At 64.6% G+C, this 24,181-nt stretch carries 20 protein-coding genes; 4 read left to right on the top strand and 16 right to left on the bottom strand.

Features of this window, described 5'->3' with window-relative positions:
- Positions 1-26 precede the first annotated feature (26 nt).
- The 3 genes from FJW04_RS13295 to FJW04_RS13285 all read left to right on the top strand — a co-directional run bounded on the left by FJW04_RS13295 (position 27) and on the right by FJW04_RS13285 (position 3,550).
- The gene (locus FJW04_RS13295; protein WP_140714597.1) at positions 27-605 is read left to right on the top strand and encodes an SCO family protein; all 579 of its coding nucleotides are present in this window, start codon (positions 27-29) and stop codon (positions 603-605) included.
- 11 nt (positions 606-616) lie between these two features.
- Complete coding sequence (locus FJW04_RS13290; RefSeq protein ID WP_140714595.1) at positions 617-1,489, top strand: 50S ribosomal protein L11 methyltransferase; 873 nt, start codon at positions 617-619, stop codon at positions 1,487-1,489.
- A gap of 216 nt (positions 1,490-1,705) precedes the next feature.
- On the top strand, positions 1,706-3,550 hold the full coding sequence (locus FJW04_RS13285; RefSeq protein ID WP_140714593.1) for an aminopeptidase P family protein: 1,845 nt from the start codon (positions 1,706-1,708) through the stop codon (positions 3,548-3,550).
- Positions 3,551-3,688: 138 nt separating this feature from the next.
- On the opposite strand, the gene FJW04_RS13280 is transcribed toward FJW04_RS13285, so the two are convergent.
- On the bottom strand, positions 3,689-3,985 hold the full coding sequence (locus tag FJW04_RS13280; RefSeq protein WP_023769676.1) for an AzlD family protein: 297 nt from the start codon (positions 3,983-3,985) through the stop codon (positions 3,689-3,691).
- Positions 3,982-4,710 (bottom strand): AzlC family ABC transporter permease, encoded by a 729-nt coding sequence (locus tag FJW04_RS13275; RefSeq protein WP_140615647.1) that lies wholly within the window; start codon positions 4,708-4,710, stop codon positions 3,982-3,984. The genes FJW04_RS13280 and FJW04_RS13275 overlap by 4 nt, the downstream gene beginning before the upstream one ends.
- Before the next feature lie 161 nt (positions 4,711-4,871).
- Here FJW04_RS13275 and FJW04_RS13270 point away from each other — a divergent pair, with 161 nt between their 5' ends.
- Complete coding sequence (locus tag FJW04_RS13270; RefSeq protein WP_140615645.1) at positions 4,872-5,630, top strand: SDR family oxidoreductase; 759 nt, start codon at positions 4,872-4,874, stop codon at positions 5,628-5,630.
- A 26-nt stretch (positions 5,631-5,656) separates the two neighbouring features.
- Here the strand turns inward: FJW04_RS13270 and FJW04_RS13265 are convergent, their stop codons facing one another.
- The 14 genes from FJW04_RS13265 to murD form a co-directional block, all read right to left on the bottom strand.
- Positions 5,657-6,349, bottom strand: coding sequence for a TIGR02453 family protein (locus FJW04_RS13265; protein WP_246673818.1), 693 nt, complete (start codon positions 6,347-6,349; stop codon positions 5,657-5,659).
- Positions 6,346-8,550 carry an NAD-dependent DNA ligase LigA gene (gene ligA / locus FJW04_RS13260; RefSeq protein ID WP_140714591.1) on the bottom strand — a complete coding sequence of 735 codons (2,205 nt, stop codon included), beginning with the start codon at positions 8,548-8,550 and terminating at the stop codon, positions 6,346-6,348. Before ligA ends, FJW04_RS13265 begins: the two co-directional genes overlap by 4 nt.
- A 152-nt stretch (positions 8,551-8,702) precedes the next feature.
- Complete coding sequence (gene recN, locus FJW04_RS13255; protein ID WP_140714589.1) at positions 8,703-10,376, bottom strand: DNA repair protein RecN; 1,674 nt, start codon at positions 10,374-10,376, stop codon at positions 8,703-8,705.
- 184 nt (positions 10,377-10,560) lie between these two features.
- The gene (locus FJW04_RS13250) at positions 10,561-11,430 is read right to left on the bottom strand and encodes an outer membrane protein assembly factor BamD (RefSeq protein ID WP_015317218.1); all 870 of its coding nucleotides are present in this window, start codon (positions 11,428-11,430) and stop codon (positions 10,561-10,563) included.
- A gap of 262 nt (positions 11,431-11,692) precedes the next feature.
- The gene (lpxC, locus tag FJW04_RS13245) at positions 11,693-12,643 is read right to left on the bottom strand and encodes a UDP-3-O-acyl-N-acetylglucosamine deacetylase (protein WP_140714587.1); all 951 of its coding nucleotides are present in this window, start codon (positions 12,641-12,643) and stop codon (positions 11,693-11,695) included.
- Between the two features lie 279 nt (positions 12,644-12,922).
- On the bottom strand, positions 12,923-14,608 hold the full coding sequence (gene ftsZ, locus FJW04_RS13240) for a cell division protein FtsZ (protein WP_140714585.1): 1,686 nt from the start codon (positions 14,606-14,608) through the stop codon (positions 12,923-12,925).
- A 66-nt stretch (positions 14,609-14,674) separates the two neighbouring features.
- Entirely contained in the window at positions 14,675-15,982 is a 1,308-nt protein-coding gene (ftsA, locus tag FJW04_RS13235; RefSeq protein WP_015317215.1) for a cell division protein FtsA, read from the bottom strand.
- Positions 15,979-16,920 (bottom strand): cell division protein FtsQ/DivIB, encoded by a 942-nt coding sequence (locus FJW04_RS13230; RefSeq protein WP_140714583.1) that lies wholly within the window; start codon positions 16,918-16,920, stop codon positions 15,979-15,981. The genes ftsA and FJW04_RS13230 overlap by 4 nt, the downstream gene beginning before the upstream one ends.
- Complete coding sequence (locus FJW04_RS13225; RefSeq protein WP_015317213.1) at positions 16,908-17,834, bottom strand: D-alanine--D-alanine ligase; 927 nt, start codon at positions 17,832-17,834, stop codon at positions 16,908-16,910. Before FJW04_RS13225 ends, FJW04_RS13230 begins: the two co-directional genes overlap by 13 nt.
- Positions 17,835-18,135: 301 nt before the next feature.
- The gene (murB, locus tag FJW04_RS13220) at positions 18,136-19,101 is read right to left on the bottom strand and encodes a UDP-N-acetylmuramate dehydrogenase (RefSeq protein ID WP_140714581.1); all 966 of its coding nucleotides are present in this window, start codon (positions 19,099-19,101) and stop codon (positions 18,136-18,138) included.
- Entirely contained in the window at positions 19,098-20,498 is a 1,401-nt protein-coding gene (gene murC / locus FJW04_RS13215) for a UDP-N-acetylmuramate--L-alanine ligase (RefSeq protein WP_015317211.1), read from the bottom strand. The genes murB and murC overlap by 4 nt, the downstream gene beginning before the upstream one ends.
- Positions 20,495-21,622 (bottom strand): undecaprenyldiphospho-muramoylpentapeptide beta-N-acetylglucosaminyltransferase, encoded by a 1,128-nt coding sequence (murG, locus tag FJW04_RS13210; protein ID WP_140660918.1) that lies wholly within the window; start codon positions 21,620-21,622, stop codon positions 20,495-20,497. The genes murC and murG overlap by 4 nt, the downstream gene beginning before the upstream one ends.
- Before the next feature lies 1 nt (position 21,623).
- Positions 21,624-22,775, bottom strand: coding sequence for a putative lipid II flippase FtsW (gene ftsW / locus FJW04_RS13205; RefSeq protein ID WP_015317209.1), 1,152 nt, complete (start codon positions 22,773-22,775; stop codon positions 21,624-21,626).
- Complete coding sequence (murD, locus tag FJW04_RS13200; RefSeq protein ID WP_140660917.1) at positions 22,775-24,175, bottom strand: UDP-N-acetylmuramoyl-L-alanine--D-glutamate ligase; 1,401 nt, start codon at positions 24,173-24,175, stop codon at positions 22,775-22,777. Before murD ends, ftsW begins: the two co-directional genes overlap by 1 nt.
- Positions 24,176-24,181 lie beyond the last annotated feature (6 nt).

Raw genomic sequence — 24,181 nt, 5'->3', positions numbered from 1 at the left:
CGTGACATTACGGACGGACTTTTTTGATGATGCGTTCTATCCTGGTCGGCATTCTCATTCTGATGGCGGCCGGCATCGGCTGGCTGACTTTCGACTGGTATCGCGGTCACTATGGCGGCGAACCGTTCGGCGCGCCCTTTACCCTGGTCGACCAGAAAGGCGCACCGATCACCGAAGCCGCTTTCCGGGGCCAGCCCAGCGTCGTCTTTTTCGGCTTCACCCACTGCCCCGAAGTTTGCCCGACCACGCTGTTCGAACTCTCCGGCTGGCTGAAGACGCTCGGCGACGACGGCAAGAACCTGCATGCCTATTTCGTATCGGTCGATCCGGAGCGCGATACGCCGCCGGTGATGAACGCCTATGTCAGCAATTTCTCCGACCGCATCACCGGCATTACCGGCGATCCGGACAAGGTCCATGCCATGGCCAAGGCGTTCGGCATCTATTGGAAGAAGGTCGATACCGGCGACGGCGACTACACCATGGACCACACCGCCTCGGTGCTGCTGCTCAACGCCAAGGGCGACTTCGCGGGCACGATCGCCTATGGCGAGAATGCCAGCACCGCCGTGGAGAAGCTGAAGCGCCTCGCCGCGAAGGGCTGACAAGAATTCACATGACCCAGACGCGGCTCCATTTCACCACCGGAAAGATCGAGGCCGAGCGCATCTTCGCGGCGCTCGAAACAGCCTTCGAGGATGAGGGCCTGCCGATCGCCGTGCTGGAGGTCGATGAAGACGCCGACATCCACGAGGTCTCGCTCTACGCCGATGGCGACGTCGAAGCGGTCGAGGCGCGGCTGAAGGATGTTCTCGCCGGCCTGGCTTTGTCGAGACCGGTCCAGCGCGAGGCGTTGCCCGACATCGACTGGGTGGCACGGTCCCTGGAAGGGTTGAAGCCGGTGCGCGCCGGCCGTTTCTTCGTCCACGGCGCGCATGACAGCAGGAAGCGCCACAGCGGCGAACTCGCCATCGAGATCGAGGCGGGCCTTGCCTTCGGCACCGGCCATCATGGCACCACCGCGGGCTGCCTCGAAATGCTGGAGAAAGTCGTGCGGCGCGAGCACCCGCGCAACGCGCTCGACCTCGGTACCGGCAGCGCGGTGCTGGCGATCGCCGTTGCCAAGCTGGCGCATATTCCGGTGCTGGCCACCGACATCGATCCGGTCGCGGTCAAGGTTGCCGCCGCCAATGCGCGTCTGAATCACGTCAAAGGCCTGATCGAGACGGTGACCGCGCCTGGCTTTCACCACCCGATCTTTGCCAGGCGCGCGCCCTTCGACCTCATCGTCGCCAACATATTGGCGCGGCCGCTGATGCGGCTGGCACCGCAAATGGCAGGGCATGTCACGCTTGGCGGCTCGATCGTGCTGTCAGGCATTCTCGACCGCCAGCGCGACGCTGTGATCTCGGCCTATGTCGGCCAGAATTTCCGCCACGTCAGTACCTTGCACCGCGAAGGCTGGGTGACGATCCATCTCAAGCGTTGAGGCCGGCAAGGCGGTGGCCGGCCCTCAACGGTCCCGGTTGCTGGACTTCGATGCGTGTCGGCAAGAGAATGCCGCCGCCGCCCCTTTATCCATGGCTGGACCAGCCTCATTTGGTTGTCACCCGGCGGACGCTGTAGCAATTTGCACCAGCCGGAAAATCGATTCCGCTTTCCAGGCCCATAGATTACGGTCGAGCGGATACCAAGGAGGCCCATCATGTTCCAGAGCTTCGATTCCGCGGGCGATCCGGCGGTCGGCAAGCCGCGCGTGGCGCTGCTGCGCCAGTGGCTGGGCGCCAATGGCCTCGATGGCTTCATCGTTCCGCGCGCTGACGAGCACCAGGGCGAATACGTCGCCGACCGGTCGGCACGGCTGAAATGGCTGACCGGCTTCAGCGGCTCGGCCGGCGTCGCCATCGTGCTGCGCGACCGTGCCTTCGTCTTTGTCGACGGGCGCTACACGCTGCAGGTGCGCAATGAGGTCGATCTCGGCATCTTTTCGATCGAAAGCCTGGTCGACAATCCGCCCGCCGTCTGGCTCAAGGACAACATCGGCAAGGGGGCGCGGCTGGGCTTCGATCCCTGGCTGCACACCATCGGCGAGGTCAAGGCGCTGCAGGCCTCCGCCGACAAGACCGGCGCGGTGCTGGTGCCGCTCGACAGGAACCCGATCGACATCATCTGGAAGGATCAGCCCGCCGCACCCGTGACCCCGATCGAGCTTCATCCGATCGGCTTTGCCGGCGAACTCGCCAAGGACAAGCTGGCGCGGCTGGCGACGGCGATCGGCAAGGACGGCGCCACCCATGCGGTGCTGACCGACCCATCATCCATCGCCTGGGCCTTCAACATCCGTGGCGGTGACGTGCCGCACACGCCGCTGGCGCTCGGCTTCGCCATACTCGCCGCCGACGGGTCGCACCAGCTTTTCATCGATCGGCGCAAGTTCTCGCGCCAGGTGGCGGCCTACCTCACCCAGCTCGCCGATCCGCATGAGCCCGGCGAATTCGAAGCGGCGATCGCCGCACTTGCGAAAAGCGGCGCGAAAATCGCGCTCGATCCGGTGCTGGCCGCCGACCGGCTGCGCACGCTGGTCGAGGACAATGGCGGCACGGTGATTGCCGCGCCCGACCCTGCCCGCATTCCGCGCGCCACCAAGAACCAGGCCGAGATCAACGGCTCGCGCGCCGCGCATCGCCGCGACGGCGCGGCGGTGGCCAAGCTGTTGTGCTGGCTGGAGCGCCAGAAACCCGGCTCACTCGACGAAATCGCGGTTGTCACCAGGCTCGAAGAAACCCGCCGGCAGACCGGCGAGGAAACGCAGATGCCGCTGCGCGACGTCTCTTTCGACACCATTTCGGGCGCCGGCCCGAACGGCGCCATCATGCATTACCGCGTCTCGCGCACCACCAGCCGCAAGCTCCAGGCCGGTGAGCTGTTCCTGCTCGATTCCGGCGCGCAATACCAGGACGGCACGACAGACATCACCCGCACCGTGCCGATCGGCCAGCCGACCGAAGAGATGCGCGAGCGCTTCACGCTGGTGCTGAAAGGCATGATCGGCATTTCCACGCTGCGCTTCCCCGCCGGCACGCGCGGCTCGGAGATCGACGCCGTCGCCCGCATGGCGCTGTGGAGGCATGGCTGCGACTTCGCCCATGGCACCGGCCATGGTGTCGGCTCATACCTGGCCGTCCATGAGGGTCCGCAGCGCATCGCCCGCACCGGCACCGAAAAGCTGCTCGAAGGCATGATGCTGTCGAACGAACCCGGCTACTACAAGGAAGGCGCCTACGGCATCCGCATCGAGAACCTCATCCTGGTGACGCCGGCCGAACAGATCGAGGGCGGCGACATCGCCATGCACGGTTTCGAGACGCTGACGCTGGCCCCGATCGACGTCAGGCTGGTGCGATCGGATCTGCTGACGCGAGACGAATTGCACTGGCTCGACTCTTACCACGCCCGCGTGCTGGCCGAGATCGGTCCGATGCTCGACGGCGAAACGCTGGCCTGGCTCGAAAAGGCAACGGCACCGCTGCCGCACGACGCGAAGATTTGATTTTCTGAAGCGCTGAAGGGCGTGTCGAGGTTCAGGCCAGGCCGGTTCGAAAACGGTTGATACGGAGAACCGGATTGGAGCACCGAAGCGCAGGTATCGGCCGTCTGCGGGCCGGAATCACCTGGATATCGATACGCCCTACCCGACGAACTGGCGCGCTACGATCAATACAGCCGCGCCCGCCAGAAACATCGCCATCAGCCCGCCACGCAGCGCCACCAGCGCGGAGACGACCAGCGCTGCCCACTCCGCCGGGCCCGCGCCGAGCGCCGCCGGCGCCACCAGCGTCGTCAGCACCGCCGCAGGCACGGCGTTGAGCCCGGCCTCGACGCGCGGATGGATGTGATCGAAACGCGAGATGACCAGATGCCCGCCAATACGGGTGAGATAGGTGGCGATGGCGCCGGCGATGATGATCCAGAAGGTCGTGCTCATGGCCTTGTCTCCACACCGCTGTGATGCGGCGGCAGGACGACGGCGAGCAACACACCGGCGATGGCGCCGATCGAAACGTGCCAGGGCGAACCCACTGTCTTGTAGGCGATGATCGAGGCGCAGGCACTGGCGACGACCACCGGCAGCCACAGCGGCCGCTTGCGGAAGCCCATCACCAGGCCAAGGAAATAGATCGGCAGCAGGAAATCGATGCCCAGGGCATGGGGATCGGGAATGAGCTTTCCAAACAGCGCGCCGAGCGCGCTTTCGATGGTCCAGAATACATAGACCGGCAGCCCAAGTCCCAGATACCAGGCAAAGCCGACGGTCTGGCCCGACTGGGCCCTGGCCTCGGCGACGGCGAATTGCGGATCGGTGAGGATGAAGAAACCGAGCGCCTGCTGCACCCCGGACCAGTGCGCGATGCGCCGGCCAATGCCGGCGGAATAGAGCACGTGGCGGAAATTGACGGCGAAGATCGACAGCACGATCAGCCACGGCGCGACATGCTGGCCGAACAGTTCTATGCCGACCATCTGGCTGGCGCCGCCGAAGATCAGCGCGCTCATCAGGAAGGCTTCGAAAACGGAAAAGCCGTTGTCGACGGCGATCGCGCCGAACAGCAGCCCGAATGGCGCCGCCGCCACCACGACCGGCATGGAGAGCCGTACGCCTTGCCAGAAATCGCTTTTCACGCCGTTCTCGGAAATTGCTTGCGCCGACATGTCTCTCCCCGGTCAGAGGGCTGATGTAGGAAGCACTGCCCGGCTTGTCACACGAATTCGCTTGAGCCAAACGATCAGCGGAAATGATCCCTGTTAGGATTCACGCGATATCCTATTGTCGCCCGGCAGGCATTTGGCAGAAATACACGAGGGGGATTCTAATGATTGCTTATGATTTCACCGGCAGGCACGCAGTCGTCACCGGGGCCGGTGGCGGCATGGGCGAGGCGATCACGCTGGCGTTGCTCGATGCCGGCGCGTCGGTCACCGCCATCGACGTCAAGCCACGCCCGACAGCGCTCGCCGCCTATGACGACCGGCTGACCTTCGCCCAGGGCGACCTCACCGACGCCGGCTTTGTTGAACGGACCATCGGCGCTGCGGGCCGCGAACGCGGCGGTATCGACTATCTCGCCAATGTCGCAGGCGTGCTCTGGTTCGGCCGCGACAAGTCGGCTCTCGAGATGGACCTCGACGTCTGGGACCAGGTCTTCAACATCAACCTGAAATCCTTCGTGCACACGGCGCGCGCGGTTGTTCCGCAAATGCGCGCCGGCGGGCGTGGCGGCGCCATGGTGCATTTCTCGACCATCCAGTGGTATCGCGGCGATCCGAAGCCACAGGATGCCTACCAGGCGTCGAAGGCCGGCGTCTGCGCGCTGTCGAAGTCGCTCGCCATGCAGTTGGCCGGCGAGCGCATCCGCTCCAACGCCATCTGCCCGGGCATGGCGCTGACGCCGCTGCAGGCGCGTTGGGACACCGAGGAGAAGCGCGCCGCCGTCGCCGACTACACACCGCTCGGCCGCATCGGCACGCCGCAGGACATGGCCAACGCCGCGCTCTTCCTGCTTTCCGACGCGGCAAGCTACATCACCGGAATAGAGCTGGCCGTCGATGGGGGTCTCCTGATGCGGATGTAGCCCGCCCTGTCCAACGGATCGGAAAACTAACCGGTCACCTTGCCCTGGATCGCCCTGCCCCAGTCGAGCAGCGGCTTGGCGCGTAATGTAAACTCGACAAGCTCGTCGACCAGCGCCGGCGCGTGAATTTCGGTCGGATTGATGACACGCTGGACGACGAAATGCCGGTTGCGCACGGCCTCCGCGAGATCGGCGTCCGCGATCTGCTCAAAACCGCGCGGCGCCCGCTTCATGCGGCCTTCGGTTTCGAATTCAAGGCCGTTTTTCTTCAACGTTGAAAGCAGCTTGCGGAATTCGCCGGGCCGATCGGTGATCGCCCTGCGCATCGCCAGCAAGAGCGGCGGCTCAGGGTTCCACCAGGCCACGTCGGCAAAGCAGCGCTCGAGCCCGATATGCACGTAGAAGACGCCCAGGCCTGTCTTGCTGCCGTCTGGTGACAGAATGGCCGAAACATGCCTGTTGTAGGGACGTTTGTCCTTGGCAAAGCGGACGTCGCGATTGATGCGGAACAGCGATTTCTTGCGGTCGCCGCGCAGACCAAGCCCCGCCGTTGCGAACCGCTCCGTAAGGACCTCGACCAGATCGCCGATCGGCCCATGCAGATCGCTGTCGAAAAGCGCGCGGTTCTCCGCAAACCATTCGCGGCTCTGGTGGAAATCCAGCGCCTTGAAGAACGGCATGGCTTTCGGACCAAACCCTTTGAACGTTCCGTCCGTCACGACTTGCCGACCCGCTGCAGCCAGGTGTCCTCGTCTATGACCTCGACGCCGAGTTCGCTGGCAAGCTTGAGCTTTGAGCCCGCACCCGGTCCCGCCACCAAAAGATCGGTCTTGGCCGAAACCGAACCGGCCACCTTGGCGCCGAGACGTTCGGCCATCGCCTTGGCTTCGGAACGGGTCATCTTTTCCAGCGAACCGGTAAAGACAATCGTCTTGCCGGCGACTTCGCTGTCGGCCGAGACGGTGACGATATAGGGCTTCGGCTTGACCTGTTGCAGCAACTTCTCGAGCACCTCGTCATTGCGCTCGTTGCCGAAGAAATCGCGCAGCGCATCGATCACCGTATCGCCAATGCCGTTGATCGACGGGAAGACCGAATGCGGATCCTCCGCCGCCGCCGTCTCCTTGCCGACGCGGATAAGCTCCTCGATGGTCGAGAATGTTCGCGCAAGCACGGCGGCCGTTGTCTCGCCTATATGGCGGATGCCGAGCGCGAAGATGAAGCGGTCGAGCTCCGGCTCGCGGCGCGAATCGATGGCCGCGAACAATTTGTCGAGGCCTTCGTAATTGCGGTCCTCGACGCTGCGCACATTCTTGCGGGTCTTGCCGGATGCGGCCTCGCGTTGCCTGGCCTGCTCCTCGCGCCGCTCGGCCAGCGCCTTGGTCACGGCGGGGCGGCGCTCCCTGAGCGTGAAGATGTCGGCGGCTGTCTTGATCAAACCCGCATTGAAAAACGTGTCGATGTTCTCCGCGCCCAGGCCTTCGATATCCAGGGCGCCGCGCGACACGAAGTGGCGCAGCCCCTCCACGGCCTGCGCCGGGCAGATCAGTTCGCCCGTGCAGCGGCGGCGCGAATCCTCCTTGCCGGTCTTCTCGTTGATCTCGCGCGTCGCCGGCGAGCCGCAGATCGGGCAAGAGTGCGGGAATTCGTACGGCACGGCATCGGGCGGACGCTTGTCGATGACGACGCTGACGATCTGCGGGATGACGTCCCCTGCCCGCTGGATCACCACCGTGTCGCCGATGCGCACGTCGATGCCGTCGCGGATCGGCTGGCCGGTGCTGTCCAGGCCCTTGATATAATCTTCATTGTGCAGCGTGACGTTCTCCACCACCACGCCGCCGACCGTCACCGGCGCAAGCCGCGCGACCGGCGCCAGCGTGCCGGTTCGGCCGACCTGGATGTCGATCCTCTGCACGGTCGTCATCGCCTGTTCGGCCGGGAATTTGTGCGCGACGGCCCAGCGCGGCTCACCGGTGACGAAACCCCAGCGGCGCTGCAGCTCCAGCTGGTCGACCTTGTAGACGACCCCGTCTATGTCATAACCGAGCGACGAGCGTTGCTCCTCGATCAGGTGATAATGCGCGACCAGTTCCTCGACCGATTTCGCCCGCACCATCAGCGGGCTGATCTTGAAGCCCCAATCGGCGAATTTCTGCACCGCTTCATACTGCGTTGGTGCCGGATCCGCCGTCGTGTAACCCCACGCGTAGGCAAAGAATTTGAGGTTGCGGCTGGCGGTGACGGATGGATCCTTCTGGCGCAGCGACCCGGCCGCCGTGTTGCGCGGATTGACGTAATCCTGGCCCCCCACAGCCGCCGAGCGCGCCTTGAGCGCCTCGAATTCGGCATAGGTCATATAGACCTCGCCGCGGATCTCGATGGTCTCGGGCCAGCCTGAACCCTTCAGCTTGGCGGGAATGTCGGCGATGGTCCTGAGGTTGGCGGTGATGTCCTCGCCGACAGCGCCGTCGCCGCGCGTCGCGCCTTGCACGAACACGCCCTTTTCGTAACGCAGCGAAGCCGACAGCCCGTCGATCTTCGGTTCGGCGGTGAAGGCAATGTCGAGGTCCTTGTCGCGGTCGAAGAAGCGCCGGCCGCGCTCGATGAAATCGGTGACGTCGGCGTCGGTATAGGCCTTGGCGAGGCTGAGCATCGGCACGGCATGGCGCACCTTGGTGAAGCCTTCCGCCGGGGCGGCACCCACCCTGAGCGAGGGCGAATCCCCACGCACCAGCCCGGGAAAGCGCTCCTCGATGGCAAGATTGCGCCGCCGCAGCGCGTCATACTCGGCGTCCGTGATCGTGGGCGCGTCCTCGGCATGGTAGCGCCGGTCATGACCGGCGATCTCCTCGGCAAGGCGCTGGAGTTCGGCTTCAGCCTCGCTTTCGCTGAGCGAATCGACAGGTTTTTCGGCCATGCTTTTTGTCCCTGAACGGTGGCGCGTCACAATAGAGCATGATCTTGAAAGGTGGGAACCGGTTTTCGGAAAAGATCATTCCTGAACAGCAGGATGGAGCCATATCCTGACTCGCCCCATGACGCCTGATCGTCTCATGACGCCGGATCGTCTCATGCCGCGTTTGTATTCTCGCGCAGCAGCCGCTCGGCGGCGGCGCGCGCCTCGTCGGTGATCGTGGCGCCAGCCAGCATGCGGGCGATCTCCTCCTGCCGCGCCGTCCTGTCCATCTCGGCAATTCCGGTCGCGACACGGTCGGTGCTGCCCGATTTGGAGATCAGGAAATGTGTTGCCGCGCGCGCCGCCACTTGCGGCGCATGGGTGACGGAAAGCACCTGGACGCGCTTCGACAGCCGCGCCAGCCGCTGGCCGATGGCGTCGGCGACAGCGCCGCCCACCCCGGTGTCGATTTCGTCGAAAACCAATGTCGGCGCCGAGCCACGGTCGGCCAGCGCCACCTTTAACGCCAGGAGAAAGCGCGAAAGCTCGCCGCCGGAGGCAACCTTCATCATCGGCCCGGGCCGCGTGCCAGGATTGGTGCGCACCCAGAACTCGATCTGGTCGATGCCCTCTTCCATGCGCGCCTCGGCCTCGCTCTTCATCTCGACGATAAAGGCCGCGCGTTCGAGCTTCAGCGCCGGCAGTTCGGCCATCACCGCCTTGGTCAGACCGACCGCCGCGGCATGGCGAAGCGAGGACAGCTGTGCGGCGGCGATGTCATAGGCTTCGCGCGCGGCGGCCGCCTGCTTTTCCAAGCCGTGCAGGCGTTCTTCGCCGGCGTCGAGATCGGCGAGATCGGCAACCATCGTGTCGCGCAGCTGCGCCAGGTCGTCGACGGCGACGCTGTGCTTGCGTGACGCCGCGCGCAGCGAAAACAGACGTTCCTCGGCTTTCTCCAGCCGCTGCGGATCATACTCCGTGGCACGAAGCGCGGCCTCGACGCCCGACTGCGCCGCGTCGAGAGACAGCATGGCTTCGTCCAGCGACTTCACCACGTCCTCGAGCAGGCCGGGCGCCTCCGTCGCCTTGCGCTGCAGCCGTCTCAGCAGGCTGGCCAGTTGCGGCAAGGGCGAGGACGGGCCCGACAGCACATCCTGCGCGTCGTGAATTTCGGAAGCGATCTTCTCGGCGCGCATCATGTGGGCACGCAGCTCGGCAAGTTCGGTTTCTTCGCCGGGCTGCGGATCGAGCTTGGTCAGTTCGGCAACCGCGGCGCGCAGATAGTCGGCTTCGCGCGCGGCGGCTTCCACCTTGGCGCGATGGCGCGTCAGTTCCTGCTGGGCGGCGCGCCAGTGCCGCCATGCCTCGCCGGTCGAGCGGACGGCGCCGAGATGGCCGCCGAAAGCATCGAGCACATCGCGATGCGCGCCGGGATCGACCAAGGCGCGCTCGTCATGCTGGCCGTGGATCTCGACCAGCGCGCGGCCGACATCGCGCATCAGCGTCACGGAGGAAGGCTGGTCGTTGACGAACACACGGGTCCGGCCGTCCGCCGTCTGCACGCGCCGCAGGATGACGTCGCCATCATCCTCGATGGCGTTTTCGGCGAGCAGCGCGCGCACCGGATGGTTGCGCGGAACATCGAACACGGCAATGACCTGGCCCTGGGACGCGCCGTGGCGCACCAGCGAGGCATCGCCGCGCGCGCCGAGCGCCAGCGACAGGGCATCGAGCAGGATGGACTTGCCGGCGCCGGTTTCGCCGGTCAGCACGGAAAGGCCCGGCTGGAAGTCGATGTCCAGCTTTTCGATCAGGACGATATCGCGGATCGACAGTCTGGAAAGCATGAGAAACCGGACCTATTGCATGCCGCCCAAAAGTGGACCCGGTTTCGGGATAACGACAGGCACGAAAAACAAAAGGATAAAGCGGCACCCGACAGTTGGAGTCGCAGCGCCGCACTATCTTTTTGTTTGAGCTTCGGATCAATCCGAAAAAGCGCGCTGCGCGCTTCGCTCGGAGGCTCCGCGGTCAGGCGCCGGTGATCAGCTTCCCGGCCTTGGATATCCACGACCCGGCATTTTCACGCGGCGCCAGCCCGTTGCTCTGCAGCAGCTTGTAGGAATCCTTGTACCACGAACTGTCGGGATAGTTGGTACCGAGCACCGCGGCCGCCGTCTGGGCCTCCGAGGTCAAGCCCAACGCGTAATAGCTTTCGGTAAGGCGCGCGAGCGCTTCCTCGACATGGCGGGTGTTGGAATAGTTTTCGACCACGGTGCGGAAGCGTTTGACGGCGGCGATGTACTCGCGGCGCTCCAGATAATAGCGGCCGATCTGCATTTCCTTGCCCGCGAGCTGGTCGTTGGCGAAGCGGATCTTTTCCTTGGCATCGTCGACATATTCCGACGTCGGCCAGCGCGTCACCAGGTCCTGCATCGTCTGCAGGGTCTGGCGTGCTTCCTTCTGGTCCTGCGTCACATCCTTGATCTGGCGATAGTAGCTCAGACCAATGATGTACTGGGCATAGGCCGCGTCATCCGTGGACGGATAGAGCGCCAGGTACCGCTTCGCCGACTGGATCGCATCGTCGTAGCTGCCCTTTCGATAGTCGGCGAACGCGCCCATCACCATCGATTTGCGGGCCCATTCCGAATAGGGGTGCTGGCGGTCGACCGCGTCGAATTTCTTGCTTGCCTCGTCCAGGCGGCCGGCGTTCAGATTGGCCAGGCCCTGATTGTAGAGAACGTCGGCCGGTTCGGTCTGATCGACATAGGTCGACAGGTCGATGTCTTTTTCCGACGACATGCAAGCCGCCAGAAAGAGCGATGGAACAACCACCGAAAGCGCCAGGAAAACAGACCGCTGCGGCGCTTTCGATTGACCGACTCGCTTGAAGAACATGATTGGATTGCGCCCTTTCGGCGTTATTTTAATGCTCGTTGCATGCAGTTGTCCCAAAACTGGTCCCCACCTTTGAGCGACATGCACTAATCGACGGCAGCAGCCATAAACCATAACCGCCTTGCCCGGCAACGCTATGTCCAGCCAATCGCGCATTTTTGTGGCGGCGGACCGTGGCGTGAAAATCTACGCAATTTCGCCGATGGATGATGCATTCATGCAACACCCATACCGCCATGGAATCCGAAAAAGATTAAGAAAATCAGATCATCCAGGGCGCATAGAGAGGCGCATTGACGGCGTTCATCTCGGCGGCGCGACCACGCTCACGGCGTGTCGTCTCGACGATCTCGAAGGCGGTGCGGTCCGACAGCAGGCGCCGCAGTGCGGCGGCGTTCAGCCGATGGCCGCCGCGATAGGAGCGGAAACAACCGATGAAGCGCGCGCCGGCCAGCGCCAGGTCGCCCATGGCGTCGAGCGTCTTGTGGCGCACGAACTCGTTGGGATAGCGCAGCCCGCCCATATTGATGACGCGGTTGTCGTCACCGATCACTAGGGAATTTTCCAGCGAGGATCCCAGAGCATAGCCGGCGGCCCACAGCCGCTCGACGTCCTTCATGAAGCCGAAGGTGCGGGCCCGCGCGATGTCGCGGCGGAAAATATCTGCGTTGATGTCCGATGCGAAGAGCTGACGGCCGATCGCCGGGCTTTCGAAATCGATCTCGACCTCGAAACGGGTGCCGTCATAGGGCCTGAACTCCGCCCAGGAGGCGCCGTTCTCGATGCGGACCGGCTTGACCACCCTGATATAGCGCCGCTTGACGGCCAGCGTCTCGATGCCGGCCTGGTCTATGGCTTCGACGAACGCCATGGCGCTGCCGTCGAGGATTGGGACCTCGTGGCCGTCGATCTCGATGATGACATTGTCGATGCCGAGCCCGAACAGGGCGGCCATGATGTGCTCGACCGTGGCGATGTGCTCGCCCGAAGGATCGCCAAGCATGGTGCAAAGGTCGGTGGCGCCGATCTCGGAAAACAGGGCGCGGAACTCACGGCCCTGCCCGTCTCCATTGAGGAGCGCGAACACGATGCCGGTATCGGCATCCGCGGGCAGGAAACTGATGGAAACTTCTTTGCCGCTGTGAACGCCGGTGCCTGTAAGCGACGCGCGCGTCTTCACTGTCGTCTGGTGGTCGTGCAAGACAATCCCCATGAGCCCGTAATGCCTAGGTCCGCTTCTCCAGCCCGAGGGCGCGGCTCTTGTTAAATCGGCAGGCAGGGCGACTTCCCCCGAAATCCCGGCAAACCGACTATGGTAGGCAGCGAAGATAATGTCCCGGCAAGGAGACTCCAAATCACGGTTTCTTACTCTTTGTAACCGCGAACTGGAACATGTACGATGCCATAACCCGTTGATTGTGCGGTATTTTAAACGTTAGCAGGCAAGCATTTCTTGCCTGCCTGTTAACAATTGTTACAGTCCGTTAACCGCTCAGTTGGCCTGGCGGCGCAGGAACGCTGGAATCTCCAGCTGATCGTCGTCCTGAGTCGCCCTGGTCTGCGGCGTCAGGCGGCCCTGATCGTCCAGCTGGCCGCGCCGCGGCGCGTAAAGCTGGGCGTCCTGGCTGGCGAGGCGGCGCACTTCCGGTGCCGCCTGGCGCAGCTTGGGCTCGCGCGGCTGCGCCGGCTGCAGCCGTGCGGGCTCCTCCTCGCGGCGGGTCAGGCCATTGGTCAAGCGCTTCAGGAGGCCCATCGGGCCGCTGTTTTCGTGGTCGGCCGGACGGCTCTTGGCGTCGACCTCCGCCTTGACGACCGGCGGAAAGTCCTCGACGCGCGGCATGCGCTGCGGCGCCATCGCCACCGGCTGCTGGACTTCACGCAGCATTTCGCGCGGCTGCGGAGCCGGCTGCATCATCTGCTGGACGACCGGCTGCACCATCGGCTGCGGTTGTGCGGGCGGCGCCTGGAAGATCTTGCTCTGCGGGCGGAAATCGTCCGCATGGGCGACCGGAACCGGACGAGCCTGCGCCATGGCCGCGGCATTGGCTTCGGCCAACTGGATGGCTTCGGCGACCGGATCGGCGGCGCGTGGCTCATACACCGTCTGCTGGACCGGTGCCGGGCGGCTTTCCACAGGAGCGACGGCCGGCCGGGCAGCCTGCTTCGGCGGGGCGGCCCGGATCGAGATCGGCGCGGCGGCGATTTCGGCCGCCGACTTGTCGATGCCGGTGGCGACCACCGAGACGCGGATGACGCCTTCGAGTTCCTCGTCGAACGTGGCGCCCAGGATGATGTTGGCGTCCTGGTCGACTTCCTCGCGGATGCGGGTCGCCGCTTCGTCGACTTCGAACAGGGTCAGGTCGCGGCCGCCGGTGATCGAGATCAGCAAGCCCTTGGCGCCCTTCATCGAGGTCTCGTCGAGCAGCGGGTTGGCGATCGCGGCTTCCGCCGCCGCCATCGCGCGGCCCTCGCCCGAAGCCTCGCCGGTGCCCATCATCGCCTTGCCCATCTCGCGCATCACCGAACGCACGTCGGCGAAGTCGAGGTTGATCAGGCCTTCCTTGACCATCAGGTCGGTGATGCAGGCCACACCGGAGTAGAGCACCTGGTCCGCCATCGCGAAGGCGTCGGCGAAGGTGGTCTTGTCATTGGCCAGCCGGAACAGGTTCTGGTTGGGGATGACGATCAAGGTGTCGACGCATTTCTGCAGCTCCTCGATGCCGAAGTCGGCCGTCTTCATGCGGCGCTGGCCTTCGAAGTGGAACGGCTTGGTGACGACGCCGACAGTGAGAATGCCCTTCTCGCGCGCTGCGCGGGCAACGACCGGAGCAGCACCCGTACCGGTGCCGCCGCCCATGCCGGCGGTGACGAAGCACATATGGGTGTTGGTGAGATGGTCGAGAATCTCGTCGATGCACTCTTCCGCCGCCGCGCGGCCGACTTCCGGCTGCGATCCGGCACCGAGCCCCTCGGTGACATGCGCGCCAAGCTGGATCAGCCGAGAGGCCTTCGACATGGTCAGCGCCTGCGCGTCGGTGTTGGCCACGACGAACTCGACACCGCGCAGTCCGGCGGTGATCATGTTGTTCACGGCATTGCCGCCGCCGCCGCCCACACCGAACACGGTGATGCGCGGCTTAAGCTCGGTGATGTCCGGCTTCTGCAGATTGATGGTCATTGTCTCCGTCCTTTGCCTTTCACGCCGCTTCGCCGCCGCGGCCGCCTATGGGGCTGTCCCCGTCAATTAGAAACTGTCTCTCAACCACTGACTCATGCGATGCAGTTTTCCACCCGTTCCGGTCATTCTGAGACCGGAAATGCCTTTCGCCGGATGGCTCTCGAAGCTCGCCATCTGCGGATAGATCAGAAGCCCGACCGCGGCCGAGAAAGCAGGGCCCTTCGCCGCTTCGGGCAGGCCCGCCACGCCGAGCGGGCGACCGATGCGTACATTGCGCCCCAGGATGCGGCGCGCCGCTTCCGGCAGGCCGGCCAGCTGGCTGGCGCCGCCGGTGAGCACGACCCGCTTGCCGACCGCATTGCCGTAGCCGGACTTGTTCAACCGGTCGCGCAGGAGTTCGAGCGTCTCGTCGATGCGGGCGCGCACGATGCGCGTCATCACCGAACGCGGGATCTGCAGCGGCACGTCGCCATCGTCGCCGATCGGCTGGATCGAGACCAGGTCGCGGTCGTCGGCGCTGCCCGGCAGCGCCGAGCCGTGCATCACCTTCAGCCGTTCGGCGGCGTCGAGCGAGGTCGAAAGTCCCTTGGCCATGTCGAGCGTCACATGGTTACCGCCGATGGCGATGGCGTCGCCATGGACGAACTTGCCTTCCGAAAACACCGAGATCGTCGTCGTGCCGCCGCCCATGTCGATGCAGGCGGCTCCGAGTTCCAGCTCGTCGTCGACCAGTGCCGCCAGCCCGCTGGCATAGGGCGTCGCCACCATGCGCTCGACCGACAAATGCGAGCGGTTGATGGAGAGCTCCAGATTGCGCATCGGCGCCGCATCGCCCGTCAGCACATGCATGTCGACGCCAAGCGTGTCGCCCACCATGCCACGCGGATCGCGCACGCCACGCTCGGCATCGAGCGAGAAGCCGACGGGCAGCGAATGGACCACCTCGCGCTCGGCCTTCAGCGCCTGCTTGGCACCGGCGCCGAGCACGCGCTTGATGTCGGCTTCGTCGGCCTCGTGGCCGCCAAGATTGATGGTCGCCGAGAAGCTTTCGCTCTTCAGCCGGCCGGCGGTCATGTTGACGATCAGCGAATCGACCGTCAGCCCGGCCATGCGTTCGGCGGCGTCGACGGAGAGGCGAATGGCATGCTCGGCTCGGTCGAGATCGACGATGACGCCGGACTTCACGCCTTGCGATTTCTGGTGGCCGATGCCGATGACCTGGATGCGATGCGAGCGGCCGCGCAGGAGCTTGCCGTCATCGTTCGGCTTCAGCTTGGCCACCATGCAGCAGACCTTGTTCGAGCCGACATCCAGCACCGTCAGGGTGCCCGACCGGCGCGACGAGGCATCGCCAGAACCGCCAAGCCAGCTCATATCTTCGTCTCCGGCTTGCGCTTGAGGGTTTTCGGCTTCTCGTTGAGCGCGGCTTCGCGCTGCGTCGCCGCCTGCGGCGTCAGCTCCACGACCAGCCGGTCTGTCAGGCGCATGTCGACGGCGGCGATGTCGCGCGACAACAGCCCCTTGTCATGGTCCATCTTGACGAGTTCGGCGAGCGCCTGGTCCTCGTCATCCTCGGGCAACTTGATGGTGATGCCGTTGTCCAGCTTCAGGTCCCAGCGCCGTTCGCCAACACGGACATAGCCTATGATGCGGCCGGCGAGGTCGGGATAGTGTTCGATCCTGGCCAGGAAATCGGGCGCCTTGGCGGGCGCGCCGGTGCCGATCAACAGCGGCAGGAGCACCTGCTTGCCGCCCGAGAACGGCGCGATGACGGCGCCATCCTTCTCGATGACGGAAAGGTCGTTGCCCTGCTGCCAGAGCGCGAAAGCCGCACGCTCCTCGACGCGCACTTCCAGCGTGTGCGGATAGACCTTGCGCACCGCGGCAACCTGGATCCAGGGCAAGGTGGCGATACGCTCCCGCGCGGCCTCGGCGTCGAAGCCGATCAGCGACGTCCAGCCATCGAGTTCCAGCCTGTCGAGAATGTCGATCTCCGAAGTCTGACGGTTGCCGACCACCTTGACCTGGTCGACCGCGAAGCCGGTGCGGGCGGTGATGCTTTGAATGATGCCGTCGGCGTGACCGCCGAGGTAGGCGCCATAGGCGCCACTCGAGGCCAGCAGCACCGACGACATGATCGCGGCGGAGAAGCGCGGTGCCTGGAATTCGCCATCGCCCAGGCGCGTCAGGATGCGTACCGGGCGGCGAAGCACGCGCGGCAGAACGAAATGGTCCAACGACAATGGCAGGCCGAACAGCGACGGCCCGGCCGCGCCCCTCACCTTACCCTGTCCCCATTTCAACGCAGACACGAAGCGTCCTCCACCATCCAACTCAACAATTCACCAAACGAATGCCCGGCATGGGCGGCAATTTCAGGCACCAGAGACGTCGGCGTCATGCCCGGCTGAGTGTTGACCTCGAGCCATACAACCTCGCCATTTTCGGAGTGACGATCGTCATAACGGAAGTCCGACCGGGAAACGCCCCGACAGCCGACAGCTTGGTGAGCCTTGAGCGCCAGTGTCTGTATTTTTTGGTAAATATTCGGTGAAACTTTTGCGGGGCATTCGTGTTTTGATCCGCCCGCGACATATTTTGAATCATAGTCGTAGAAGGAATGGCCCGTCGGGATGATCTCGCAGACGCCAAGCGCCACATCGCCCATGACGGCGCAGGTCAGCTCGCGCCCATGGATGTAGCGCTCGACCATGACGGTATCGCCATATTTCCATTCGGACGACCCGATCACCTGCGGCGGGTGCGACTGCCCCTCCGACACGATGACGACGCCAAAGCTCGACCCCTCGCTGACCGGCTTGACCACATAGGGCGGCTTCATCGGATGCTTGTTCTGGATGGAGAACCGATTGGAGACCTTCGATTCGGCAACGGGGACGCCGACCGATTTGACGATCTTCTTCGCCTGCTCCTTGTTCATGGCAAGCGCCGAGGCGAGCACGCCGGAATGGCTGTAGGGAATGCCGAGATATTCGAGGATGCCCTGGATGGTACCGTCCTCACCAAAAGGCCCATGCAGCGCATTGAAGGCGACGTCAGGCTTGAGCTCGGCAAGCACCGAGCCGACATCGCGCCCGACATCGACGCGGGTGACCTGGTAACCCTCCTGCTCCAGCGCATCGGCACAGGCCTTTCCGGAAGACAGAGACACGGGCCGCTCGGACGAGAAACCTCCCAGCAATACGGCCACATGCTTGCTTTTCATTCCCCGTCATCCCCTCTCACCGCGGACCAAAAACACAAGATTTCCGCAACATTGAGTCTGAGTCTCCCGGCAGGTTGCCCCCCAGACGGAAAACGCTGAAAACGCGTCGAACGACTCAAATCAGGAAACGCTTCAGGGCAGAGAATCAGAGAGTTGATTCACTGGCAAGCACTTATGATTCCGAGAGATTCACTTTCTGAGAAAATGGATGCGAAAACCGTGTCGCTGAGTCTTTGCGGCAACGATTTCACGGCATTTCGATCCGGTTGAAGTTCACGCATCACGTGAACTTCAAGAGGCGCTAGAGAAGCTGGCCGAGGAACTCCTGGACGGCATATCCGGAACGGAAATTGCCGATGCGCTTGATCTCCCACTGCAACCGGATGCCGGAATGCTCGAGCACCCGCGCGCGCACCGTCTCGCCGAGATATTCGAGGTCGTAGCCGGTCGCCGTTCCGGTGTTGATCATAAAGTTGCAGTGCATCGGCGACATCTGCGCACCGCCGATCATCAGCCCGCGGCAACCCGCCTTGTCGATCTCCTTCCAGGCCGACGTGCCTTCCGGATTCTTGAAGGTCGAGCCGCCCGTCTTCTCGCGGATCGGCTGCACGGTCTCGCGATGGTTCTGCACCGCATCCATCGCCGCCTTGATCACCGCCCTGTCCTCGACAAAGCCTTCGAAAACGGCCGAAGTGAAGATCAGCCCGGCGGGCGCCGCCGAATGGCGGTAGGCATAGCCCATCTCGGCATTGCTCAGCGTTTGGGCGTTGCCCGCGCGGTCGAGCGCCCGCACCTCGACGACGCGCTCGCGCGTCTCGACGCCGTTGGCGCCGGCATTCATCCTGAGCGCGCCGCCGATAGCGCCTGGAATGCCGTGATAGAAATGGAAGCCGCCAATGCCGGCCTCGAGCGCCACCGCCGCCATGCGCTTGTCTGGCGTGGCGGCACCTGCCTTGATCCTGATCGGGGAAACGACTTCGGCCTCGCCAAAGCCCTTGGCCGAAAGCCTGATAACGAAACCCGGAATGCCGCCGTCGCGGACCAGAAGGTTCGAACCGACGCCAACGATGGTCAGGGGTATCTCTTCGGGAACGGCTCTGAGGAAGGCCGACAGATCCTCCTCGTCCGCAGGCTGGAACAGCGCCTCGGCAAGGCCGCCAGCCCGGAACCAGGTGATCTTGTCCATCTCGGCATTCGGCGTGATGCGGCCGCGCAGGCCGGCTAGCCGGTCGCCAAGTCTGTCGATCAGGGCCTGGCCGTTCATCATGGGGCGGCAAGCTCCTTCGGCAGCGCATAGGCCCACTGAGTGATATTGCCGGCGCCGAGAAAGACGACGAAGTCGCCGGGCTTGGCGATGTCGCGGATGACGGGCGCGATGTCGGCCGGCCCCTCGATGTAGCGGGCGTCCCGATGACCGCCGGCTCGGATACGCGACACCAGCGCGTCCGATGTCACGCCGTCCATCGGCTCTTCGCCGGCGGCATAGACCGGGGCGACCATCACCGTGTCGGCGTCGTTGAAGCAGGCGGAGAACTCGTTGAACAGATCATGCAACCGGGTGAAGCGGTGCGGCTGGGCAATGGCGATAACACGCCCGTTGGTGGCGCTGCGCGCCGCCTTCAGCACCGCCGAGATTTCGACCGGGTGGTGGCCGTAATCGTCGAACACGTCGACACCGTTCCAGGAACCGGTGTGGGTGAAACGGCGCTTGACGCCCGCGAAGGACGAAAGGCCTTTCTTGATCGCCTCGGCCGACAGGCCGAGTTCGTGCGCGACCGCGATCGCGGCGGTCGCGTTGGAAACATTGTGGCGGCCGGGCATCGGCAGGCGCAGGCCCGAAATCGCCGTCTGGCCGCGCCCCTTGCGGTCGCGGATGATCACGTCGAACTCCGAGGTCGCCCCCGCCATGCGATGGTTGGTGAAGCGCACATCGGCCTGTGCGTTCTCGCCATAGGTGATGACACGCCGATCCTCGATGCGCCCGACCAGCGCCTGCACTTCCGGGTGATCGGTGCACATCACCCCAAAGCCATAGAAAGGCACGTTCTCGACGAACTGGCGGAACGCTTCGCGCACATTGTCGAAATTGCCGTAATGATCGAGATGCTCGGGGTCGATGTTGGTGACGACGGCGATGTCGGCCGGCAGCTTAAGGAAGGTGCCGTCGCTTTCGTCGGCTTCGACCACCATCCACTCGCCATCGCCCATGCGGGCATTGGTGCCGTAGGCATTGATGATGCCGCCATTGATGACGGTCGGGTCGAGCCCGCCGGCCTCCAGCAGCGTCGCCACCATCGAGGTCGTCGTCGTCTTGCCATGCGTGCCGCCGATCGCCACCGCCTGGCGGAAACGCATCAGCTCGGCCAGCATCTCCGCGCGGCGCACGATCGGCAACAGCTTTTCACGCGCCGCCTTCAGCTCCGGATTCGACTTCTTGATCGCCGTCGAGACGACGATGACCTCGGCGTCACCGAGATTCTCCGCCTTGTGGCCGACGAAGCATTCGATGCCCTTGTCGCGCAGCCGCTGCACATTGGCGCTGTCGGCCTGGTCGGACCCCTGCACCTTGTAGCCGAGATTGTGCAGCACCTCGGCGATGCCGCTCATGCCGATGCCGCCAATGCCAATGAAATGCACGAGGCCGATGGTCTGCGGCATCTTCATGGGTGCGTCCCCTTCCTGAAATCCGATACTGTTTTGCGGGACGCAATAGCCTCTGTGAGGTCGGCGAGCAACCGCGCCGCGTCGGGCCTGCCGACCGACTTGGCCGCGGCAGCCATCGTCGCCAGCCGCTCCGGTTGGTCTATCAGGGCGCCGAGCAGTGCCGCGATGCGCTCGGGCGAAAGCGAGGATTGCACATGCACTTCGCCACCGCCGGCGGCCGCAAGGGCGGCTGCATTGGCCGCCTGGTCGTGGTCGAGCGCGAAGGGATAGGGCACCAGCAGCGCCGGCCGGCCGATGACGGCGATTTCCGACACGGTCGAGGCGCCGGAACGAGAGATTACAAGATGCGCCGCCGCTATGCGCGCCGCCATGTCGGTGAAGAACGGCGAGACCTCGACGGCGACGCCGAGCGCGGCATAGGCCGCCTTCACCCGCGCCACGTCGTCCGCGCGAGCTTGTTGGGTCACGACAAGGCGCTTGCGCTGTGCGTCGGAAAGCAGCGCGATGGCCCCTGGCATGGCATCGGAAAAGAACTGTGCGCCCTGGCTGCCGCCGAACACCAGCAGGCGGAAAGGCTCATCCCCGGTTGAAGCCGCGTAAGGCGTCCTGGCCGCTTCGAGCACAGCCGGCCGGACCGGATTGCCGGTCGTCACAGTCTTGGCGCCGGCCGCGCTTTCATCCTGCGGCAGGAAGCCGCCGGCGATCGCGTCGACACGGCCGGCCAGCGCCCGGTTGGCGCGCCCCATCACCGCGTTCTGCTCGTGGATCAGCGTCGGCACCTTGCGCCGCGTCGCCGCGTAGAGCGGCGGCAAGGTCGGATAGCCGCCAAAGCCGACCACGGCCTCCGGCTTGACCCTGCCGATGATGGCGGAGGCCTGACGCACGCCGCTCCAGATTTTCCAGAAGGCGCCGAGCAGGGCGAAGGGATTTTTCGAGCCTAACGTCGCCGACTGGATCGGATGGACGGCCGCCGCAGGAAAATGGGCGGCAAACCGTTCGGCCCGGGTGTCGGTCGCCAGATGCACCGCCCAGCCGCGATCGAGGAGTTCATGCGCCAGCGCTTCGGCTGGAAACAGATGTCCGCCGGTTCCGCCCGCCGCGAGAAGGATAACGCCTCTGGCCATGTCACTCCGCCGGCATGGCGCGCTGCGGCAGGGTAAAGCCCATCTGCTTGCGCTTTTCCGGCCGCTTGCGCGTCAGCGCCAGCACCATCCCCATCGAGATGGCGATGGCGATCTGCGAGGAGCCGCCGTAGGAGATGAAGGGCAGCGTCATGCCCTTCGCCGGCACCAGCTGCAGGTTGACGCACATGTTGATGACGGCCTGCAGGCCGAACACGGTGACCAGACCGCCGACCGCATAACGGGTGAAGTCGTCATGCTCCTTGAGCGCCGTGTTGAGACCGCGCAGCACGATGAAGGCGAAGATCGACATGATGAAGAAACACATGATCAGCCCAAATTCTTCGCCCGCGACCGAGAAGACGAAGTCGGCATGGCTGTCGGGGATGACCCGCTTGACCGTGCCCTCGCCCGGCCCAACGCCGAACCAGCCGCCATTGATCAGCGCATCGCGGCCCATGTCGACCTGGAACGTGTCGCCTTCGCCGGTGAGGAATTTGTCGATGCGCAGCGCGACGTGCGGAAACACCGTATAGGCGGCGAAGACGCCGCCGACGCCGGCAGCGCCCAGCACGATGATCCAAAGCCATGGCAGCCCCGCCATGAAGAACATGATGCCCCAGGTGCCGGTGGTCAGCATGGTCTGGCCGAGGTCCGGCTGCGCCACCAGCAGCGACACGACCAGCACCAGGAGCAGCATGGCGAACAGATTGCCCGGAATGTCGGGCTGGCGCTTGTGCTCGGCGAACAGCCACGCGCACATGATGACGAAGGCTGGCTTCAGGAACTCGGACGGCTGGATGGACAGGCCGGCGAGCGACACCCAGCGGCGCGCGCCCTTCACCTCGACGCCGACATAGAGCACCGCCACCATCAGCACCAGCATCAGGCACAGCATGATCAGCGACATGCGCCGGATCTGCCTGGAATCCAGGAACGAGACCGCCAGCATCACGCCGAGCGCAGGCACGGTGAAGATGATCTGCCGGGTGGCGAAATGGAAACTGTCGAGGCCGATGCGTTCGGCCACCGCGGGACTTGCCGCGAAGGACAACACGATGCCGAGCCCCATCAGCGACAGGAACGCCGCCAGGAACCAGCGATCGATGGTCCACCACCAGGTTGCGACCGGACTTTTGTCGAGACGGCTCTGCATTATCGTGCCCCTCCGATGGGTTTGACGCCATCCATAGCGCTCGCAGCTTGCCTGAAGGCTTCGCCGCGGACCTCGAAATTCTTGAACTGGTCGAAACTGGCGCAGGCCGGCGACAACAGCACCACCGCCTCGCCACTGTCGTCCTTGGCCGCGTCATGCGCGGCATGCTCCACCGCTGCCGCCAGCGTGCCCGAGATCTCGTAGGGCACGGCCTCGCCGAGCGTCGCCGAAAAGGCGGGCGCCGCCTCGCCGATCAGATAAGCCTTGGCGATGCGCGGGAAGAAACCGCGTAGCGGCTCGATGCCGCCTTCCTTGGGCAGGCCGCCGGCGATCCAGTAGATGCGATTGAAGCTGGACAGCGCGGGTGCGGCGGCATCGGCATTGGTCGCCTTGGAATCGTTGACGAACAGCACATGGTCCTTGCGGCCAACCTGCTCCATGCGGTGCGCCAGACCCGGGAAGCTTTCCAGCCCAGACTGGATCTCGCCAAGGTTGAGCCCGACCTTGAGGCAAGCGGCGACGGCGGCCAACGCGTTTTGCGCATTGTGCTGACCACGCAGCGAGCCAATGCCTTCGAGGAAGGCTACCCGGCTGTAGCGGCCGTGCACGGCTTCCATCAGATTGGTGCCGTCGGCGAAATAGCCGTCGGTCAGCGGCAGGCGCTTGGAAATGCGGACGACCTGCCGCCCTGCCCGCTCCAGCCGATCGGCGATCTGCGCGCACCAGGAATCGTCGATGCCGATGATCGCCGTCTCGCTGCCCGCCACCAGTCGCTCCTTGATCGAAGCGTAGTGCTGCATGGTGCCGTGGCGGTCGAGATGGTCGGGCGTCAGATTGAGCAGGATGCCGGCCGTAGGATTGATCGAGGGCGCAAGGTCGATCTGGTAGGACGAGCATTCGACTACATAATGCCGGCCAGGCTTCGGCGGATCGAGCGTCATCACCGCACGGCCGATATTGCCACCCATCTGCGTGTCGCGCCCGGAGGCTTGAAGGATATGCGCCGTCAGCGCCGTCGTCGTCGACTTGCCGTTGGTGCCGGTGATGGCGATGAAGGGAGCATCCGGCGCACGCTGCGTCCGTTCCCTGCAGAACAGCTCGATATCGCCGATGACCTCGACGCCGGCCCCGCGCGCCAACTCCACGGTCCAGTGCGGCTTGGGATGGGTCAGCGGCACGCCGGGTGACAGCACGAAGGCGGAAAAACCGGCCCAGTCGGCGCCACGCAGATCGCCGGTGGCGATGCCGGTGGCGGCCGCCTTGGCGACGCTGCCGGGATTGTCGTCCCAGGCCAGCACCTCGGCGCCGCCCTCGATCAGCGCGCGCGCCGTGGCGATCCCCGAGCCGCCGAGCCCGAAGAGCGATACACGCTTGCCAGCGAAGGATGCGGCGGGGATCAAGTGGCG

The organism is Mesorhizobium sp. B2-7-3 (genome assembly GCF_006440715.1).
GTDB classification, from domain to species: Bacteria; Pseudomonadota; Alphaproteobacteria; order Rhizobiales; family Rhizobiaceae; genus Mesorhizobium; species Mesorhizobium australicum.
The sequence above is the reverse complement of the archived record's forward strand: the minus strand, read 5'-3'. Positions and strand labels throughout refer to the sequence as shown.